This is a genomic window from Paracoccus bogoriensis (genome assembly GCF_019431455.1).
GTDB lineage: Bacteria > Pseudomonadota > Alphaproteobacteria > Rhodobacterales > Rhodobacteraceae > Paracoccus > Paracoccus bogoriensis.
The window spans coordinates 1-18,456 of the sequence record NZ_JAHYSR010000037.1; the positions used below are offsets into that span (position 1 = coordinate 1).

Below are 18,456 nucleotides of genomic sequence, written 5' to 3' on the forward strand. Positions count from 1 at the left end.
GGTGAAACGGCTTTTCCTCAAGTCGTCGCTCCTTCAGGTTGGGCAGACTCTCGATCACAGCGAGGGAGCGTCCGGGGGGGGGCAGGTCAAGGCCCAAGCGCGTCGAATGGGATCAGGCCAAGCTCGCCGCCATGGTCGAGCATGGTCGAGCGCATCCGCGCCGCAGGCGAGGATCCGGCCGAATATGTCGAGATCAGATTCAAGGTGCCCGAGCGCGCCTATGCCGCCTGGCCCGAGGCGAACCGTCAGGGCTTCGAGCCCGCCCGCACGGTGAAGACCGGCGCAAGATCTTCACGCTGATCGGTCTCTACAGCCCCAAGGGGCCGGATTGGGCCAACATGGGCCGCAGCATGATCCGCGGGATGCTGAACTCGGCCCGCGGGATTTCCGACAAGGACCAGTCGCCGCAGGCGCAGGCAGCGCGGCGCATCAACGGCTTCGCCGATCTCGACGGGATCGAGTTCGTCGCCCGGATCGACGTCGGAAGCGACGCCATGGGCGAGGAGAAGAACGAGATCCGTGCGGCGGTGACGCCCGACCATCGCGACTATGCGCAGGTCATGGGGCTTGCGGCACAGCACGGTGACCTGCCGCCCGCGCAGACGGCGCCCCAGCAGGCGCCGGTCCAGCAGCCCGCGACATCGCCGGTGCCGGGCCGTCCGGCCTGGGCGCAGTGAGGGCGGGCGATGCTCCTCCGTCCCCGCCAGAAACTCTTCGTGGAGCGCAGCCTCGCTGCGCTCTTCGCCCGCGACAACACGCTGGGCGTGGCGCCCACCGGCGCGGGCAAGACGATCATGCTCTCGGCCGTCACCGGCAGGATGACGGGGGACGGCGCCAAGGCTTGCGTGCTCGCGCATCGCGACGAACTGACCAGCCAGAACCGCGCGAAATTCGCCCGGGTCAATCCCGCTCGCGCGTGAGCGCGACATAGCGCGCGAGCAGCCACATCGCCGTGCCGTTGATCGTCATCGAGGTGTTCATCTGCTCGATGGGGATCTGGTCGAACAGGATGGCGAAGTCATCAAGGCTGTAGATCGGCACGCCGACCTTGCCCACTTCGGGCCGGGCGATGAGGTCGTCGCTGTCATAGCCGCACTGGGTGACGAGGTCGAAGCCGATGGAGAGCCCCGTCTGCCCCCGCGCAAGGTTCTAGACCCTGTCTGCATTCATCTGAGCCATGCGAGAGCTGAGACGAGGAAGACGAAGCCCATGAAGCTGGTAAGCGTCTTTTCGCAGCACAGGGCGATGCGGCGTAAGCGCTTGAGAAGCTGAAAGAAATTCTCAACCTTGTGACGCTTGGCGTAAAGGTGGGGATCAAGAGGCGGCTTGATTGCACGGGAAGGGTTGGCCTGGATATGGGCCTCGGCCTCGAGGTCTTGCTCGTTTTTCTGGCGCAAGGCGCCGGAATCGCAGGCCGCATCGGCGATCACATGGCCCACACCGTCGAGCCCGCCGATCAGCGCAGCGACCTGCGGACAATCGCCTCGCTGCCCGGCGGTCGGGATCAGCCTTACCGGCAGCCCCAGCGCATCGACGGCGGCGTGGATCTTCGTCGTCAGGCCGCCACGCGACCGCCCGATCCCGTGAGCCTGAGTCCCCCCTTCCGCCCGTCGCGTCCGCGTGGGCCAATGTCACTCGGACCATTGGCGTTCCATTGGCTTACCCTTGCAGATCGTGCTGTCGATCAGGACATATTCGAAGTCTGGATCTGTGCTTGACGCATTGAAAAGGCGTTCCCAGACCCCCGCCATTGCCCAGCGTCGGAAGCGGGCATGCACGCCGGTCCACTTGCCGAACTCGGGCGGCAGGTCTCGCCAGGGCGGGGCCGTCCGCTTCAGCCAGAGCACCGCATCGATAAACAGCCGATTGTCCGCCCCGCTCCGCCCCGGCAGCCCCTCACGGCCCGGAAGAAGCCCCTCGATCCGCTCCCATTGCGCGTCCGTCAATGTCCGTCTGCTCAAGATCGCCTCCGTTTTCGATCTTGAAACAGACCTCACATCAAAGGGGAATCCCCCAAGTGCAGACAGAGCCTAGAGCGCGTTCGTGACCTTGGCGCTCGAATGCCCGGCATAGGTGCGGATGATCCAGGGCTTGTCCCGCGTCACCCGCCCGTCGGGCCCCGGAATGTGATGGGGCCCCAACGGCTGGGCTGCGGCCCCCCTGCACCATGTCCGGTTTGTTCAGGATCCCGCACCCCCCGGCTGCAGCTCATGGTCCCATGCCGGCGCGAGGCTTGCCACCAGGCTCGCGTCCAGCGCCTCGAAGGCGCTGAGGTTGATCGTGGCATAAAGTTCGGCCCGGGTCTGCATCTCGGGCAGCATCGCCCTGGTCGAGCCGTCGCGGGCGAGCGTCTCATAAAGCCGCTCTTGCGCCTTGTTCGCCACCCGCAGCGACGAGACAGGCCAGATCACCATGTCATAGCCCAGTGCCTCGAACTCGGCCGCGGTCAGCATCGGCGTGCGGCCGAATTCGGTCATGTTGGCCAGAAGCTTCACACCGGGCAGACGGGCGCGGAAGTCGCGGAACATCTCGACCGAGGTCAGCGCCTCGGGAAAGATCGCATCGGCCCCGGCCTCGATATAGAGCCGCGCGCGCGCAACCGCCCCCTCGATCCCTTCCGAGGCGGCGGCATCGGTGCGGGCGATGACGACCAGATCGCGCCGGGCGCGGGCCGCGGCGGCCACCTTGGCGGCCATGTCCTGAGGGCTTGCCAGCTTCTTGTCGTTGAGATGCCCGCATTTCTTGGGCAGAAGCTGGTCTTCTAGATGCACGGCACCGGCGCCCGCCTCTTCGAAGACACGGACCATGTGCATGACATTGAGCGCCTCGCCATAGCCCGTGTCGCCATCGACCAGCACCGGCAGGCTTGAGGCCCGCGCAATCTGGCGGATGAAAAAGGCGACCTCGTCCACCGTGATGATCCCCAGATCGGGCAGGCCCATCGAGGCGGTCATCGCCGCGCCGGAGAGATAGAGCGCCTCGAACCCCGCGGCCTTTGCCTGTAGCGCAGCCATGCCGTTGTGCGCGCCAGGAAGGCGCAGGATGCCGGGGCGGTCGAGCAAGGCCCGGAAGCGGCGGCCTGCGTTGTCGCGCGGCAAGTCGGCGGAAACAAGATAGGGCATGGATTACTCCGCTGCAAAGGACGCCGCGATGCTCTGGCGCTGGTCGAGGGGTACAAAGCGCCGGTTATCGGGGCCGATGTAATTTGCCGAGGGGCGGATGATCTTGTTGTCGAGGCGCTGTTCGATCACATGCGCGCCCCAACCGGTTGTCCGCGCGATCACGAAGACCGGCGTGAACATTGCTGTCGGCACACCGAGGAGGTGATAGGACACGGCCGAATACCAGTCGAGATTGGGGTACATCCGCTTTTCTTCCATCATCACCCGCTCGATCCGGTCGGCAATGGCGAACATCTTCATCGAGCCCGCACCCTCGGACAGTCGGCGCGCCACCTTCTTGATCACGACATTGCGCGGGTCCGATACGGTATAGACCGGATGGCCGAAGCCGATGATGACCTCCTTCGCGGCGACCCGGGCGCGGATATCGGCCTCGGCCTCGTCAGGGGTGGCATAGCGCTTCTGCACCTCGAAGGCGGCCTCGTTGGCGCCGCCATGCTTTGGCCCGCGCAGCGCCCCGATGGCGCCGACGATGCAGGAATAGACATCCGAGCCCGTGCCCGCAATCACCCGAGCGGTAAAGGTCGAAGCGTTGAACTCGTGCTCGGCATAAAGGTTCAGCGTGGTCTGCAAGGCGCGCACATGCGCGTCACTGGGCCGGTGGCCATGCAGAAGGTGCAGGAAATGCCCGGCGATGCTGTCGTCATCGGTCTCGACCTCGATGCGCCGGCCATTCTGCGCGAAATGGTGCCAGTAAAGCAGCATCGAGCCCTGCGCCGCGAGCAGCCGGTCGATGATGTCGCGTGCACCGGGGATGTTCTGGTCGGCCGCTTCGGGCAGGGTGCAGCCCATGGCGCTGACGCCCGCGCGCAGGGCATCCATCGGATGCGCTGCGGCCGGGATCGATTCCAGTGTCTCGCGCACGGCCTTGGGCAGGCCGCGCAGCGCCTTGAGCCTGGCCTTGTAGGCGCAAAGCTCGGTGCGGGTCGGCAATGCGCCATGCACCAGAAGATAGGCGACTTCCTCGAATTCGCAGGCCTCCGCCAGATCGAGGATGTCATAGCCGCGGTAATGCAGGTCATTGCCGGTCTGGCCGACGCTGCAGAGCGCCGTATTGCCGGCCGTCACGCCCGAAAGCGCCACGGATTTCTTGGGCTTGCGCATCTCGGTCATGTCACTTCCCCCAGTCGAAGACGCCCCGCGGCGCCGCCGCACCAAGCCCGGCTTGCGGTGCATCGAGGTTCAGGGCGTGCAGGCCACCCGCGGGCAGCGCCACCGCGGCCTCGGCCGCATCGAGGAAGCGCTGCGCCTCGTCCGGGGCGATGATGCCTTCGGCGAGCGTTCGGAACTTGCCGACATATTCCTGCCGTGCGAAGGGGCGCGCGCCATCGGGATGCGCGTCGGCCAGCGCTTGTTCGGACACGATCCGCCGCCCGTCCTTCAGGATCACCTCGGCGCGAGCGCCGAAGGCCTTTTCCTTCGGATCGGTAGCGTGATAGCGCCGTGTCCATTCCGGATCCTCGCGCGTCTCGACCTTGTGCCAGAGCGCCACGGTCGAGGGACGCTGCGCGCGCTCGGGCGCATAGCTCTTCTCGTGGTGCCAGGCGCGATCCTCCAGTGCCACGGCGAAGATATACATGATCGAATGGTCCAGCGTCTCGCGGCTGGCCTTCGGGTCCATCTTTTGCGGATCATTGGCGCCGGTGCCGATGACGTAATGGGTGTGGTGGCTCGTGTGCAGGATGATCCGCTCGACCTGTCCCAGATCGCCGATCTCGGGCGCAAGCCGCCGCGCAAGGTCGATCAGCGCCTGGGCCTGGTATTCGGCCGAATGCTCCTTGGTATAGGATTCCAGGATCGCACGCGCGGGCCGGCCGGGCAGCGGCACTTCATAGACCGCCTCGGGCCCGCCGAGCATCCGGGCGATGAAGCCGTCCTCCCCCTCCCAGGCGGGGCTGGGCGCGCCTTCGCCGCGCAGGGCGCGGTCCACGGCCTCGATGGCCATCTTGCCGGCAAAGGCGGGCGCATAGGCCTTCCAGGACGAGATTTCGCCCTTGCGGCTCTGGCGCGTTGTGGTTGTAACATGCAGCGCCTGCTGGACCGCCTGATAGACGACCTCGGGGGCAAGCCTCAGCGCCGCCCCGATGCCGGCGGCCGCGGCCGGTCCGAGATGGGCGATATGGTCGATCTTGTGTTCGTGCAGGCAGATGCCCTTCACCAGCGCGACATGGATCTCGTAGGCGACCATGATCCCGCGGAACAGATCTTCGCCCGATAGCCCGCAGTGCTGCGCCACGGCCAGGATCGGCGGGATGTTGTCGGCGGGGTGCGAATAGTCGGCTGCAAGGAAGGTGTCGTGGAAATCGAGCTCGCGCACCGCGACCCCGTTCGCCCAAGCCGCCCATTCGGGCGAGAGCCGCGAACCGGCCAGACCGAACACGGCCGCACCAGGTTGCATCGGATGGCATAGCGCCTGTGCCCGGGCCGAGCGCACCGGCCGGCGCGCCAGCGACGCCGCCGCCACTGCGGCATTGTCGATGATCCGGTTGGCGATCATCTCGGCGACATCGGCCTCGATCGGGCCGGGATCGGCGGCGAAGGCGGCGAATTTCCAGGCAAGCTGGTCTTCACGCCGCAGGTTTTCGGCGGATTTGTGGCTGCGCAGCCGATGTCGGGCGGGAATAGGCGTGGGGGCGTTCATGCGAAACTCTCCGGTCGGGATTGGTGGGTGGGGACAGGCCGCGGGCGACCGGCGTGGTCGGTTGCGACCATGACGAAAGAGCCCTCGGCAAAGACGGAAGCCGGTCGCCCGGGCGCAGCAGCCGTTCCGACCAGGGTCACGGTCATCGAGGCCCGGCCGACCCGGGTCACCTGCGCGGCGATCTCCACCACCTCGCCCGGCAGGACGGGGCGGCGGAAGTCGCAGCGTTCCACCGCCGCCATGACGACATTGCCTTGCGCGGCCCGCGCGGCAGCGATCCAGGCAGTCCGGCTCATCAGCACCAGCGCCGCGCCGGCAAACAGCGTGCCATGGCCGTTGCATTGATCGAGAAAGACCACATCGGTAACGACGGCCTCCGCAAGGGCGAGATCGTGGCCTCCGTCAGCCATGGTCGCGATCCTCTCCTGGATTGCCCTGTCCGGGCTTGCCTCTGGGTGCCTGGCCCTGGGCTTCCGTCGAAGCCGCGTTGCCAGACCTGATGATTTGCAGTATTCGCAAGATGAGCTTCCTTGAAGGCGTGATCATGCGAATAAAGCCGAAGATTTTTGCCGGTTTTTGCGAAGGTTGCGAATAGTGAGCGCGCGCAAGCTCTTTCTTGGCGGACGGCTGCGGGCGCTGCGCGAGGATCGCGGGCTGACCCAGGCAGAGTTTGCCCAGCGGCTTGGCCTGTCGCCCTCCTACCTGAACCAGATCGAACGCAATCAGCGGCCCGCCACGCTGCAGGTGCTCCTGGCCGTGAACCGCGCGCTGGGGGTCGATCTGCAGGCGCTCGTCGAAGGCGACGACCTGCGCCATCTCACCGAGTTGCGCGAGGCGCTCGCCCCCGATGGCGGCCTGCCGGCCGAGGATCTGCGCCGCCTCTTCGCCGACCTGCCCCGGCTTGCCGACCGGATCCTGGCGCTCGCCCGCCAGGCACGGGCGGCCGAGGCAAGGGCCGAGGCGCTGGCGCTTGCGACCGGCGATCCGGCGGCGGCACAGGCGGCGGCCGTCACCCCGTTCGAGGAGGTGCGGGATTTCTTCTACGATCATCGCAACCATTTCGAGGCGCTCGACCGCGCGGCCGAGGCGCTGGCGGCCAAGATCGGCCTCGGTCCGGGGGTGGCGGCAAGCCCGCGGCTTGCCGAGGCGCTGAATACGCGGCATGGGCTGACGGCTGTCACGGATGCGGCGCTGCCCGAGGGGGTCTTGCGCCGCGTCGATCGCGCGCGGCTGCTGCTGGCGCCCGGGCTGCCGCCCCACCGGGCAGCGTTCGAGATGGCCCAGATCCTTGCCCAGCGGGCGCTGGCCGCGCCCATCCAGGCCGCCCTTGCCGGCGCGCGGCTGGCCCCAGAGCCCTTGGCACTGGCCCGGCTGGGGCTTGCGCAATACGCGGCGGGGGCCGTGCTGATGCCCTATGGCGCCTTTGCCGCGGCGGCCGAGGCCGAGGCTCACGACATCGACGCGCTGGGGGCAGCCTTCGGCACGAGTTTCGAGCAGACCTGCCACCGGCTGGCCACGCTGCAACGGCCCGACCGGCCGGGGCTGCCCTTTTTCTTTCTGCGCGTGGACCGGGCGGGCAACATCTCGAAGCGGCAGTCGGCGGCGGATTTCCAGTTCTCGCGCCTTGGCGGATCCTGCCCGCGCTGGCGCCTGCACGCCGCCTTCGACCGGCCGGGCGACATCCTGACCCAGGCCACGGAAATGCCCGACGGGCGGCGGCAGTTCTGGATCGTCCGGGCGGTGATCGAGCGTGCGGCGCGCTTCGGCCCGCCGGTGCGCGAATTCGCCATCGCGTTGGGCTGCGATATCGCCCATGCCGGGCGGCTGATCTATGCCCGCGGGCGCGACCTGACAGCGCCCGAGGCCTTCACCCCGATCGGGCCCGCCTGCAAGACCTGCCCCCGCGAGGGCTGCACGCAGCGCGCCTTTCCGATGCTCGGCCGGCCGCTGGCCACCGATCCGGACGAGCGCCGCAGCACCCCCTATTCGGCCGCACTCGGATAGAGGCGGGGGGGGCGGCCAGATTGCGGCGCCGCGTTGCATCGAAGTGCTGTCGCGGACAGCCCGAACGGGTCGGCCTCCCATAATGCGATCCGGATCAACCGCACCAGCGGCCCGGTCGAACTGCCCGAGCCCATTGTCCTGCCCGGACGCGTCACACCGCCCGACCCGTCGTCTGCAGGGCGCATCCATCTCTATGCCCGCGACCGCGCGGGGTTGGCCTGCTCAGGTCATGCGTCCCTCGGGGCGGCGCTTCCCGCTGCAGCCGCATTTCGGGGTGAATAGGATCGCCTACTGGGCCCCGTCCTCGGGCACAACGATCAACGCGATCGGCATGCCTTGGACCGGCGTAGGCACCGCCTCCACACCCGGCCTCGCCACCACCAACCTCTCCACCTCCATGCGCCGCTGGCGGATGACCAGCGCCGCCACCGTGGATGGCGCGGCCGAGGAACGCTTGGCCGGCTGGGTCTGCTGGCGCGGCAATGCCGAGGGGCTGGCGGCTTCGCCTTTACAGGCAGGTCGATGACGTTTCTATCCCGGCGCGGAAGATCGGCCAGTTTCCCGACGCAGCCGCAGCCCTGGCCGCAATCTGCGAGGATGGGGCGGCCCTGACCGACACACCTATCACCCCCGGCATGGTGGCGCAGGCAGCGCGCGCAGAGGACGGTGACGGATTCGCGCGTTCCTCGACGGGCGGCATTGACTTCGGGCGAATCGACAATGAAATCGCAAGTGCGAACCGGCGCCGATCAGGCTGCGCATCGGCAATGAGAGGGAGGGCCTTGTTCACATTTCGCGAGAAGCCCGGCCCAAGGAAATCGAGCGGGCTGGATTCGCGTCCGTCAAGGATTTTGTGAAAGATGTAGCCAGGAATTACGATGCCATCCATCAGGGGCGAGACCGGTCAATCTTTCTTGTGAAGCGGGCGAACACGCCCAACCGGACATGGGTGGTCCAACTGGGGCCTGGCGCGGATGGGTTCTTTTATGATGTGAAAACCGCCCTTGTATCGCGGCCCGACTTTATGAAGGGGAAACTGTTGCTTTGGGAACGGGCGCAGTCCGATCAGAGCGTTGCCGTCCCCCTAGCGCAATCTCGGGCCAAAGCACTGCCGAGGTTAATTCCGCCGTCGCAGAAAATCAAGATGATCGAGCTATTGCCAATCAGGCGCTCCGCGACCCGGCAAACCAACGCCCTCGCCCAAGGGCAAGACTGCCTCGCGCCCCAACGCGCCCGATGCGCTGACCGCCGATCCAACCCACACCGTATCCGGCATCGCCGCTGCGCTGTCGCCGGAAGATCAGGCACGCATGGCCGAACTGAAGAAGATGGGGTGCCCTCGGCTGCGAGTTCCGCGAACATCGCCAGCGCATCCGGCCACCAGTCTTCTTGCACAATGTGTTGGTGTCGCGCCGTGTCGTGCCTCCGTCCCGTCACTCTGCCATAGGTTGCGTCGGAGGTCGATACATGATCGAAAGCAAGCCTCTATCGACTTGCCCGGAAGCCGCCCATCGTTTAAACGTCGCAGACTTGGCCCCTTAGCTCAGCTGGATAGAGCATCCGCCTTCTAAGCGGCAGATCGTGGTTGCAGAAATGTAGGATTTAGAGGAAGATAGCAGGAATACCGGCTCGCTCGAACCGTCTAGCGAACCGTGTTGCGGCCCCGTAGCTCAACTGGATAGAGCAGGCGACTTCTAATCGCCAGGTTGAGGGTTCGAGTCCTTCCGGGGTCGCCAAGTTCCCCTATTCTGCCGCCATAAACTGCTGAAAATTCTGGATCTCTGGCGCTCCTACGGCTAGAGTACGCGACATGAAAATTGTTCGTGTAGAGAAAATCATCGAGCGGGGGCCGTTCGCGGCATCTCAGGAGTGGAAACGCATACGGAGGCAGGCTCTGGCGGCGATCCAGGCCGCCGAGTGGCCCGTCGGTTCGGGCAGCTTCACAGTCTATCCACAGAGCGGCAAGAAAACTGGCGAGGGCAACGGCGTCAAGCCGATCAAGGACAACGTCATCAAGATGCTCACCGGGGGTAAGCCGAAGTACGGCGCGCTCATTAAACAACGGCTCAACGAGCGGAATAACACCGCAATCCTGGACGAGTGGGTATCCGAGTACCCGTGGCCGGTGGGCGAGCGAGAGAAAGAGACCGGAGGCTCGCGCCCAGGGGGAATGGACGCCGCCTACGTCTTTCGTGAAGGTCTCGTCTGCTTCGAGTGGGAGACGGGCAACATCTCGTCCAGTCATCGATCGTTGAACAAGATGTGTCTGGGGCTCCTAAAGGGGCGGATCAAGGGGGGTATGCTTGTTGTGCCATCTCGCGAACTCTACCGCTACCTCACGGACCGCATCGGCAACATCGCGGAGCTGGAGCCCTACTTCGACCTTTGCCGCTCCATATCCTGCGAGGATGGCGTGCTCGACATCATTGTTATCGAGCACGATGCACTTAGCACCGATGTGCCAAAGATACCCAAGGGCACTGACGGGCGGGCGAAGGGCTAGTCGAGGTCCAGTACATCATCGTTCTTGTGAAGGAAAAGGTCGCCGGACAGCCGCTCGCGAATCACTGGTGCGAAATCAATGTCGGTTCCGAGCCAGCGTCGATGCTTTGCCTCGCAGACGGCGAACGTCGTCCCGCTGCCGCCGAATGGGTCAATAACTAGGTCTCCTGGCTCGGTGGACATCTCCACCACACGGTCGAGAAGTTTGGAGGAAAGGGCATTTGCCTTGCGGTCGATGGACTTGTACTTCCAGTGGCGCACGGGCGGAATGTCGTTCCAAACGTCGGTTAGGTTGACGCCCTTCGGATTCATCGCGTGCCGGTGTCCACCATAGTCTTTGATTTCTCCTCCGCAGTGGCGGCATGTTTCGATCGGTGTCCGGATCTTTCGGAACACGCGCGGCTTACCCTTTGTAAAGTAGAGCAGGCTGTAGTGGCTCGGGTAGAGACGCCCGCGTATAGGCAGCCCAAATTTGATATTGATCGTAATCCAGTGACGGAAATCCAAGCCAATCTCGCTCATATAGGCGCCGAGAAGAATATTCCACTTTGGGATGTTGTAGAGAAAGAAAGCCCCTCCTGGCTTGAGGGTGCGGGTCGCCTCATCAATCCACAGCTTACACCATGCAATGTATTCATCCGGCGAACGATTGTCATTTGATCTTGAGCCATACTCTTTCTTTAGGTTGAAAGGTGGGTCTGCAAAGACCGTATCAACCTGCTCATCACCGATCATTCTTAGGAAGTCGACACAATCGATATCGTACAAAGCCCCGTGATCTGTACAAAAGAACGGTTCGTACTTTGCTGGCCCCTTAATATGCGGGTCAGGTCTGAAGCTACTACCAACCAGTGGCAGAAATTCGGTTCTTACGTCCATATCGGTTACTTGCCTTGTGTTGTGTTCTGCCCACAGTGCACGATTGATGCTCCCTCCGAAAGTCGAAAGCTGCATATTTCAGGATATACAACATGTGCAGTGGAAAGGGGTGAGGCGACCATGTTGGAAGACACGTCGCGCGACGGCTGCGTAGCTACGCACCCAACACCGCTTGCCGCTCCGCCGGATCGACAACAAGCGCGCCGTCCATCACCTTGACGGCATGACCGCCGTGCCAGCGGCGCAGCTTCTTGATCGCTCGCTTGACCTCCTCGGCACCCATCTGGGAAACGGCTTCGTCCAGCGTCTCGCAGCCCACCAACAGCCGCGCCCGCTCCAGCGTCTCGGGCCGGGGCTTGCGAGCCTCGAAAGGCTTGGCGGAGCGCCCAGCGGGGCGGTCGGGGACGGGGCGCAGAGCGAAGCCATCGTCGGTTAGCACAAGGCCATGCTGGGAGCAAATGAGGTCGGTCAGCGCGTCGAGTTCGGCCCGAGTGGCCCGGGCACCGGGGCTGGCCACATCGAGACCATGGTCTTCGATGGCCTTGATGATGAAGCTGCGAAGGGTGGGAGCGGTGATAGCCATGATAGCCTCCTTTTCTGGTAGGCTAAGGTTGCGCGCCGCAGCAGAGGAACGAAAGAGGAATCTTGGCGCCCGACCGAGAGGCCCATGGGGCGTAGCCCCTCGGCCGAGGTCGCGCAGCGCCTGATCGAAGACGGAAAGCCAGAGGGACCGTTCACCATGCACCGTGAACCCTCGTGATGGTCAGGTTTGGCTTCCAGTCGGGATCACGGTCCCAAAGGCAGTTGAACAGGAAGTGGAGTGCCCTCTCCTGCTGCCGGTCCACGATGAGGCCCGCAGCAAAATCACCGTCTTGCACATGAGCCCACTTGGACATCTCGACGGTCGTTGGGAGCCACCCCTGCGACGCGAGGACCACATGAACGGGGGCGTTGTGCATGATGGCCGCGTGGACGATTGGGAGGAAGCCGGTCACGTTGCGGTCCATGAGGTAATTGATGGTTCGATGGACCTCATTGCCGAGCGCCTCCAGCCGGTCGAGGGTGAATTTCGTCTGGAGTTTCATCCTGCAAGCTCCCTGATCTTGCGGCTGGCGACCACCTTCGGGTTGTCCCTCTGGGCGAGGACTTTCGTGTAGGCGGCAGTCAAGGATGCGGAAGCACGGATCGCATGTTCCGTCATGGCCGCTACCGCGTCCGCCTGTCGCCGCTCGACCGGGCACCAGCGTTCCTCGGCCATGCGCTTGAGGAGCTTCGCCTGCTCGTCCGTGAGCCCAGAGAGGAAGGGCGGGGCGAGGAGGATCGCGGCCACGGTGCTGCGGTCGTCGGCTTCGATTCGCGAGCGAACGAAGTCGAGGGCCGAATCCTGACGGCTGGCGAACGCTCGAACCTCGTTCGCGTGAGCGGTCTTGTTCGTGGGCGCGTCCCACATCTCGGCGATGGTGCCTTCGAGCGACTTTGCCGTCGCGCGAAGCCAGGCGATCCCCGTGTCCACGGCCTTGGCCGACCGATTGAATCGGGCTTCGACGGCGGTGATCAGCTCGTCCGAAGGCAAGGTGACTTCGGTCACCTTGCCTCCGACCAACCGCCGTTGCCGCCCTGCGCCAGATTCCTCGAAGGCTTGCACGGCGTCGTTGACGGCGCCAACGGAAGTGTAGATTTCGGTGAGAACCCCGGTGGCGAGGCTGAATGCCGAAGGACCGGAGGTGCCTTCGACATTCAGCACCTCGGAATACCGGGCCAGCGCGCCAGGGTGAACTTCGGGGGAAATGTCCGAGCGGACGGGGATGTCAGTCATCGTAGATTCCTCGCATGGTGCGTTAGCGGCTTGGCGTGGGTTTGATCGGCTTCGGGTCGCGCTTCGGCGGGTGCGCCGTGGTCGCTGGCATCTTCGGCGCGGACGGAATGTGGGGCATCGGAACGGGAGCCCGGTCGCCCATCGGTTGCTTCGTTGGATGGGTCACGGAACGGCATCTCCTTGTAGCGATTAAGGCCTTGCAGCCATTGAATTTTACGGTCTTGGAGTGTCGGGTCCGAGACCTTTTCCGCCTGAGCGGCGCAGTATTCCAGCCATCGGAGGGCGGGGTCGTCGGCGGTGGTAAAGTCCAGCATCGGGCCAAGGTCGCTTGTCCGAAGCCGGGCACCGCCATATCGGCGCTCGGTGTCACGGGCGCGGTGCATCAGCGCGATGAGTGAACGCAGATCACTCATCGGCCTTCTCCTTCGCCTGGGCGATGTCCTCCAGAAGGCCAAGGAGGAGAGCTCGTTTCTCCTCCTTGAGCAGGTAGATGTCCTCGGGGGCAAGGGTGACTTGGAACGACACCGACCGGCTGTCGATCTGCCCGGAGTGCTCGACCTTCCGGGTTTCGCTCCACGCTTCCGGGTCGAGGCGGCGGGCCAGCGACAGGAGCAGCTTGTTATCCACGACAGTCTCGTAGCCAACGATCTGCCCGCCCGAGACGACCGGGCGCTGGGTGCCATTGATTGCCCGGTCCCAGATGGTGGACTCGACCTTCCCGAGCGCGGTCTGGATGGCCTCGTCGCAGGCGGCGGCAAACTCCGGGTCGATGGCGCGCAGGCGGCGGAACGTCGAGACGGCGGCGGATCGATTGGACGAGTATGGGGTCGCGGCCTTCGCGGCGGCGGCATAGCTGCCCGTTTCGGCCAGCGCGCGGAGGAAGGTCTTTCGGCGGGCCGGGGTTACGGCGGTGTGGCGGCGGACAGGCGGTTCGCTAGACGGTTCGGCGGGGGCGGACATGGAAATATTCACCTTTTGTTCCTAGTGACTGGGGCGGCGGAGCTACCGCCTAGGGGGCGGACTTCCGCGCAGGGCGACCGTGCACGGGCAGCGGCGCGGCGGGGGAGCGGGGTGCCCAGCGGGGGCGGGTTGCCCGCCTGCGGTCGCCTGCGGCGGGCTGCGGGGGCACGTAGCCACGCGCGCGAGGCCAGCGCGGCCCGCTCCGACAGACGCGCGGCCCAGAAGCCGGGCAGTGGCAGTGAGGGCTGTAACCGCCCACCGAAAGCGGTTACGAAGCGGTTACGAAAATAACCACCTCTATTCAGCGATGTAACAGCGTAACCACTGTAACAGCCATACCAGAAAGGGTAGGCGGCTGTAGCGGCAGCTAGAAGTTTGCACACCCCCCGGTTACGGGTTACGCGGTTACGAAAGCGACGTTCCACGGGAAATTCAGCGGATTGCATCGTAACTGCCTCCGAGCCCGGGCATCGGGCCAGTTACGATCCTCGCCCCGCCCGGGTGCTGCATGACTGTTAGCTCCGTTTTCCCGTCACCCTTAGTGAAACCTTTGGTGGGCTTGCCGTCGATCCGAACGGTCTTCTTCGTCCAGCCAAGGGTGGCCATCGCCGCGTTGATGCGCCGGGAGTCTTGGTCTGTTCGCTTCGCCACTTCGACGCCCAGCGCGGCCCAAACATCCTGCAGGCTGATCCGCCCGTCGCGCCCGTCGAACAATTCGGCCAGATAATCGTGCCATGCGTTCTTCTCGACACGCTCGGCTTGCTCGGCTGCCGCCTCGGTCCATAGGCCGGGATCGAGGCGGATCGACTCACCGGACTGGTGGGCGTGCACTGCCTCGGCCCACAGTTGGTCGCGGTCCCTTCGCAGGGCGTCGAGGTCGAACCGTCCGATCTTTACGGGCCAGAAGCGCCGGTTGCCGGTGGTGTCCTGCAAGTATTCGTCGTTGTTCGTCGTGCCGATGAACACGCTGCGACGCGGAACCTCCACCGGCAGCCGCGCGTAGGCGAGCCGCCCCCGATCCGCTTGCCGCGATAGCATCGCCTTGAGACGGTCGATGTCGCTGCGGCGCATGCCGGTAAGCTCGGCCGCCTCGACGATCCACTTTCCGTTGAGCGCCTCGATGGCCCGCTTTCCGTCCGCGTCCAACGGCAGATCGTCCGAGAACCATTCGTCGCGCACGGCCAAGAGCGCCAAGGCAGACGATTTGTTGGTTCCCTGAAGGCTTTCGAGCACGAGCATTTCGTCGAACTTGCAGCCCGGCTCGAAGACGCGCCGCACTGCCGCGACTAGCACGATACGGCCAACCGCTCGGACATATGGCGTGTCCGGCGCGGCCCCATAGGCTGAAAGCCAGCGGCTGATCCGCTCCACTCCATCCCACCGCAATCCAGACAGATAGTCCACCACGGGGTTGAAGCTGTTCCGTCGCGCCTCGGCACAAAGCGTGTCGTGGAAGTATTCTTTCGCGGGCAGAAAGTTGAAGCGATCCCGCACGAGGAGCCGATGATCGTTGACAAGCCCGTCGTCCATCCACCGCCCGTCGATCAGAAGCCGGTCGGCGAACTCGTTGTAGGTGAAGGAGTGTCCCAGCTTCCCGACCGCCACGAGAATGTTGTGCTGATGGTTGGTCGGCCGACCATTGTCGTCGGTGATGAAACCAACATCCAGCGCGACCCGTTCCCGCGCGCGCTGGATCTGGCGCTTTGCATACTTCTCGCCACGAGGCAGCACCGACTCGCTGATGCCAAAGCCGGGGTCCAGCAGGATCGAGAAGATGACATCGTTGGGGACGTTGCATCGCACGAGGCCACATACGAGGTCGAAGACCCATGCCGAGCGCGAACTGTCCCCTTCCTTGGTCTCGTCGGGGTGGTGGCCCTGCACAGCGATAACTTTAAGCCGATCCGGCACCTCCCACTGGTCGAGGTCCTCGACCTCGACGGCGCGCGTTCTGAGCTCTCCGACCGCTGGCAGGTCGGTCGAGGCGACGACCGCCGCTTTCGGCATGGCGGCGAGGTCGTAGGTGAGGTCATTAAACTCCACCACGCGCGCCATCGCCTTCTGGCGGCCCTTCGCGCGCTTCTTCGCGTCGGGCAAGTTCCATGTACCCGGTAGGCGCATGATCCGGTCGATATTGTGAGTGTTGTCCCCGCCGAGCAACTCCCCCATTTTCTTCGACCAAAGGGCCAACTGCGCCGGATCGCCCTTGGCGGGCGTCGCCGCACGCCAAAAGAGCTGATAGCCACCGCCCGAGTCGATCACGAGGGTGAGCTTAGGTTCGGCCCGCGCGATGACGCCGCGAATGCGTTCGCGCTCGTCCTCCCAGTCCTCCCCGGCGCGCGGGTCGAGGTCCACATGCACCCATTCGAGCGCGGCAATGTCCTCGGCGGCGGCCTTCTTCGCCAGCACGCCCTTCGTCGGGTTGACGTGAAAGTAGAGATTGGCCTTCCCGTTCCACCGTTGCACGAACTCTTCCACATCGCGGGCTGTGGCACAGTGTTTGGCCCGGAGGCCCTCCTTTTCGTCGGGGACCACCCGGCAAAGAAACCATGGTCTGCCTGGTCGATACCTATCGAGGAACTCGGCGGCCGTGTCGCCTTTCAGTGTCGTCGTCTGCACAGTATGATACTCCTGTCGTCGTAGAGTTGGCCCGTCGCCCCGTCACCCTCGGGCGGCGGGCCTTTTCAGCCAGTCCTCGAGATCGTTGATGTGGTAGCGCACGGTCTTGTGCGACGGCCGATAGAATTTCGGCCCGCGCCCGGTGGCGCGCGCATACTCGAGCCCTTTGGGCTTCATCTTGAGAAATGCCGCAGCCTCATCGGTCGTCAGCCAAGGCGACGCCGCGCGAATATCGTCGATGGTCATGGTGGTTCTTCCGGCCCAGAAGCCGCACCCTACGGCGTCAATCAGGTGGCCCGGTCCGTTCCCGCCCCGGGATTTCGGGGCTCCCCTGCCAGCTCGCATGTCCGGGTCGCGGGCGACAGGATTGACTGTAGTAAGAATACCGTCCTATGCGTCCGAATGAAAGCCTAACCTTCGATGATCGTGAAAAATTCGCGGGTGACGGTCTCCTGCGCCGCGAGCAGCCGGTCGAACAGCGCACGTTGGTGCAGGTAAACCCCGTCGATGCCGGGCACGGTATGGTCGAGCAGGAGGCGCGCGGTCATGGGGTCCAGCCCCGCGCGCTGCGCCACCGTCCGGTAGGTGTGCCGCAGAATGTGGCCGGTTTCGAGATTACGTTCACGAACCACTTTCGTGGACGTGATCGTCCCTGCCCGGTCGCGCGTGGGGAAGATGTAAGGTGCTCTGGGATAGAGCACCTTACCCGCCTCGATTGCCTCCCCCAAGATCTCCTTCATCGTGCCAGAAAGTGGCAGCGCGAAGGACCGGCCTGACTTCATGCGGGGGATGACGATGGCTTCGCCCTGTATCCATGCAAGCTCCAGCGCCATGAGCGTGCCCGGACGCAAGCCCGATAGAAGGCCGAAGCGTTGCATCGCTCTACGAATCGGATTCTCGATCCGCATGGCCGTGGACCACCAGTCGGGCAGGTCTTCGGGCAGGATCACCTTGTCGCTGGACCGCTCCTTGTTGAAGGTGACGGCGGCAACGGAGTTGGGCGGCAGGTCGTCTGGGTCGTCCACGATCCGCAGGGCGAGGTTGTAGGCGGCCCTGTAGTCTCGCATTGCCATGTTGGCCACCTGGGGCCCATGGCGTTCGGTAATCCGGCTGTGCATCGCCCTAGCGTCGCTGCGGCGGATGGTGGACACTTCCCGCCCCTTCCAGTCGGACAGGTAGCGGTCGAGACGCGCCAACACGTCCTCGATGGAACGCTCGACGCAGCCCCGCCGCCGCATGTCGCGGGCATACTCGTCGAACAGCCGCTGCACCGTCCACGTCCCTGCCTCGCTGGACCCGGGGGCGTTCGGGTCGATGCCCCGCTTGATCTGCGAGATGACCTCTTGGGCCCGGAGACGAGCGTCCTCCAGGGTAAGCTCGTCGGTGCTGCCAAGGGTGAGGCGGACTGTCTTTACGAGCCGCCGCCGCCCCCGCTGGCCCTGCCACAGGTCGCGCTGCACCTTGTAGGTCTTGGAGGTCTTGTTCACCGCGAGGATCAGGCCGGTGGCCTTGGTGTCGCGGATGTATTGGGTCTTGCCGGTGTAGGCCAGCGCCTTCACTCGGGCTTCTGTCAAGCGTTCTGGCACGGTTCGCCTCCTTTCCGAGAACCGCCTACGAACCGGGTCCATCCCGGGCTGCGCGGGGCGACACGGGGCAAGCCTACCGCCTAGGTGCCTGTGGCGAAGGGAAAAACCGGGGCATCCGGTGGCTATCCGGGACACGGAGTAGCCTACTTCTAATCGCCAGATTAAGGGTTCGAGTCCTTCCGGGGTCGCCAAGGGGATGTCCCGATGAATGTTGAAATCGGGTCGGGGCAGCGTTGCCGGGCTCATGGTTAGGCGGCCGCTGCGGTG

General features: G+C 64.8%; 19 protein-coding genes, 1 tRNA gene and 2 pseudogenes. 7 read left to right on the top strand and 15 right to left on the bottom strand.

Translation table 11 applies throughout. The features are described from left to right. Positions 1 to 141: 141 nt before the first annotated feature. The 3 genes from KY389_RS14250 to KY389_RS14260 are packed head-to-tail and all read left to right on the top strand — an operon-like array spanning position 142 to position 920. Complete coding sequence (locus KY389_RS14250) at positions 142 to 300, top strand: hypothetical protein (protein ID WP_246588159.1); 159 nt, start codon at positions 142 to 144, stop codon at positions 298 to 300. A gap of 38 nt (positions 301 to 338) precedes the next feature. Further along, the gene (locus KY389_RS14255) at positions 339 to 677 is read left to right on the top strand and encodes a hypothetical protein (RefSeq protein ID WP_246588160.1); all 339 of its coding nucleotides are present in this window, start codon (positions 339 to 341) and stop codon (positions 675 to 677) included. 9 nt (positions 678 to 686) lie between these two features. Continuing rightward, positions 687 to 920 carry a DEAD/DEAH box helicase family protein gene (locus KY389_RS14260; RefSeq protein WP_246588161.1) on the top strand — a complete coding sequence of 78 codons (234 nt, stop codon included), beginning with the start codon at positions 687 to 689 and terminating at the stop codon, positions 918 to 920. On the opposite strand, the pseudogene KY389_RS14265 reads toward KY389_RS14260, so the two are convergent. The 6 genes and pseudogenes from KY389_RS14265 to KY389_RS14290 form a co-directional block, all read right to left on the bottom strand. Continuing rightward, positions 907 to 1,149: pseudogene (locus KY389_RS14265) on the bottom strand (methylmalonyl-CoA mutase family protein); the annotation flags it as partial. The gene KY389_RS14260 and the pseudogene KY389_RS14265 sit on opposite strands and share 14 nt — an antisense overlap. A 17-nt stretch (positions 1,150 to 1,166) precedes the next feature. Continuing rightward, a pseudogene (locus KY389_RS14270) lies at positions 1,167 to 1,961 on the bottom strand (IS5 family transposase). Positions 1,962 to 2,180: 219 nt separating this feature from the next. Further along, the gene (prpB, locus tag KY389_RS14275) at positions 2,181 to 3,122 is read right to left on the bottom strand and encodes a methylisocitrate lyase (protein WP_219831650.1); all 942 of its coding nucleotides are present in this window, start codon (positions 3,120 to 3,122) and stop codon (positions 2,181 to 2,183) included. A gap of 3 nt (positions 3,123 to 3,125) precedes the next feature. Next, the gene (gene prpC, locus KY389_RS14280; protein ID WP_219831651.1) at positions 3,126 to 4,295 is read right to left on the bottom strand and encodes a bifunctional 2-methylcitrate synthase/citrate synthase; all 1,170 of its coding nucleotides are present in this window, start codon (positions 4,293 to 4,295) and stop codon (positions 3,126 to 3,128) included. Position 4,296: 1 nt separating this feature from the next. Next, entirely contained in the window at positions 4,297 to 5,823 is a 1,527-nt protein-coding gene (locus tag KY389_RS14285) for an MmgE/PrpD family protein (protein ID WP_219831652.1), read from the bottom strand. Next, positions 5,820 to 6,233, bottom strand: coding sequence for an acyl-CoA thioesterase (locus KY389_RS14290; protein ID WP_219831653.1), 414 nt, complete (start codon positions 6,231 to 6,233; stop codon positions 5,820 to 5,822). The genes KY389_RS14285 and KY389_RS14290 overlap by 4 nt, the downstream gene beginning before the upstream one ends. A 184-nt stretch (positions 6,234 to 6,417) precedes the next feature. Between KY389_RS14290 and KY389_RS14295 the strand changes: the two genes are divergently transcribed. The 4 genes from KY389_RS14295 to KY389_RS14310 all read left to right on the top strand — a co-directional run bounded on the left by KY389_RS14295 (position 6,418) and on the right by KY389_RS14310 (position 10,330). Beyond that, the gene (locus tag KY389_RS14295; RefSeq protein ID WP_219831654.1) at positions 6,418 to 7,827 is read left to right on the top strand and encodes a helix-turn-helix domain-containing protein; all 1,410 of its coding nucleotides are present in this window, start codon (positions 6,418 to 6,420) and stop codon (positions 7,825 to 7,827) included. A 274-nt stretch (positions 7,828 to 8,101) separates the two neighbouring features. Then, entirely contained in the window at positions 8,102 to 8,353 is a 252-nt protein-coding gene (locus KY389_RS14300) for a hypothetical protein (RefSeq protein WP_219831655.1), read from the top strand. A gap of 1,133 nt (positions 8,354 to 9,486) precedes the next feature. Next, positions 9,487 to 9,563, top strand: a tRNA-Arg gene (locus tag KY389_RS14305). Positions 9,564 to 9,637: 74 nt separating this feature from the next. Then, positions 9,638 to 10,330, top strand: a complete 693-nt coding sequence (locus KY389_RS14310) for a PDDEXK family nuclease (RefSeq protein ID WP_219831656.1) — start codon at positions 9,638 to 9,640, stop codon at positions 10,328 to 10,330. Here KY389_RS14310 and KY389_RS14315 read toward each other — a convergent pair. The 9 genes from KY389_RS14315 to KY389_RS14355 form a co-directional block, all read right to left on the bottom strand. Further along, positions 10,327 to 11,208 (bottom strand): DNA-methyltransferase, encoded by an 882-nt coding sequence (locus KY389_RS14315; protein WP_219831657.1) that lies wholly within the window; start codon positions 11,206 to 11,208, stop codon positions 10,327 to 10,329. The genes KY389_RS14310 and KY389_RS14315 overlap by 4 nt on opposite strands. Before the next feature lie 154 nt (positions 11,209 to 11,362). Beyond that, on the bottom strand, positions 11,363 to 11,791 hold the full coding sequence (locus KY389_RS14320) for a hypothetical protein (protein WP_219831658.1): 429 nt from the start codon (positions 11,789 to 11,791) through the stop codon (positions 11,363 to 11,365). 151 nt (positions 11,792 to 11,942) lie between these two features. Next, positions 11,943 to 12,293 (bottom strand): hypothetical protein, encoded by a 351-nt coding sequence (locus tag KY389_RS14325; RefSeq protein WP_219831659.1) that lies wholly within the window; start codon positions 12,291 to 12,293, stop codon positions 11,943 to 11,945. Then, positions 12,290 to 13,024, bottom strand: a complete 735-nt coding sequence (locus KY389_RS14330; protein ID WP_219831660.1) for a hypothetical protein — start codon at positions 13,022 to 13,024, stop codon at positions 12,290 to 12,292. The genes KY389_RS14325 and KY389_RS14330 overlap by 4 nt, the downstream gene beginning before the upstream one ends. Then, on the bottom strand, positions 13,021 to 13,437 hold the full coding sequence (locus KY389_RS14335; RefSeq protein ID WP_219831661.1) for a hypothetical protein: 417 nt from the start codon (positions 13,435 to 13,437) through the stop codon (positions 13,021 to 13,023). The genes KY389_RS14330 and KY389_RS14335 overlap by 4 nt, the downstream gene beginning before the upstream one ends. Further along, on the bottom strand, positions 13,430 to 13,984 hold the full coding sequence (locus KY389_RS14340) for a hypothetical protein (RefSeq protein WP_219831662.1): 555 nt from the start codon (positions 13,982 to 13,984) through the stop codon (positions 13,430 to 13,432). Before KY389_RS14340 ends, KY389_RS14335 begins: the two co-directional genes overlap by 8 nt. 432 nt (positions 13,985 to 14,416) lie before the next feature. Then, positions 14,417 to 16,603: a virulence-associated E family protein gene (locus KY389_RS15770; protein ID WP_219831663.1), complete on the bottom strand. Its 2,187-nt coding sequence runs from the start codon at positions 16,601 to 16,603 to the stop codon at positions 14,417 to 14,419. 42 nt (positions 16,604 to 16,645) lie between these two features. Continuing rightward, on the bottom strand, positions 16,646 to 16,849 hold the full coding sequence (locus tag KY389_RS14350; protein ID WP_219831664.1) for a helix-turn-helix transcriptional regulator: 204 nt from the start codon (positions 16,847 to 16,849) through the stop codon (positions 16,646 to 16,648). Positions 16,850 to 17,013: 164 nt separating this feature from the next. Next, the gene (locus KY389_RS14355; protein WP_219831665.1) at positions 17,014 to 18,189 is read right to left on the bottom strand and encodes a tyrosine-type recombinase/integrase; all 1,176 of its coding nucleotides are present in this window, start codon (positions 18,187 to 18,189) and stop codon (positions 17,014 to 17,016) included. Positions 18,190 to 18,456: the final 267 nt, after the last annotated feature.